At 66.5% G+C, this 469-nt stretch carries 1 pseudogene; it reads right to left on the reverse strand.

The features are described from left to right. Positions 1-469: pseudogene (locus HX869_RS30855) on the reverse strand (LLM class flavin-dependent oxidoreductase); the annotation flags it as partial.

Consider the following 469-nt stretch of genomic DNA (forward strand, 5'->3'; position numbering starts at 1 on the left):
GCGCCTGGGTCGAGCTTTCGGCCTGGACCACGGCGATCACGTAGTCAGCATAGGGCAGCAGGGACGGGTCCTGTTGCAGGCTGGCGATCACTTCGTCGGGATGGCCGTGGTGCACGTTCATCAGGCGCAGGTGCTCCTGCAGGTCCACGGCTTGATCGATCAGGCCTTCGCGTTGCAGGCGCGGGATGTGGCGCTCGATATCCACCGCCAGTTCCGCTTGGGCACCGGCGCGATCCGCTGCCGGGAAAATTGCCCGCACCACGCCGATTCTCGGTGGGCGATCGATGCGGGTCCAGGCATTCAAGTAGGCATCGGCCAGGGGTTTTTGCACCGTCAGCGGATCGTGGGTGGCGGTGCCCAGCAGCAAGCCGTTGCCCTGGCTGGCGGTGTATGCCGCGCCTTCGAGGCTGCCGTGGGAGTGCCACAAGCGGCTGCTCAAGCCGGTTGCTGGCGGTTGCAGGGTCAGCGC

This window comes from Pseudomonas sp. P7779 (genome assembly GCF_013386315.1).
Taxonomy (GTDB): Bacteria; Pseudomonadota; Gammaproteobacteria; order Pseudomonadales; family Pseudomonadaceae; genus Aquipseudomonas.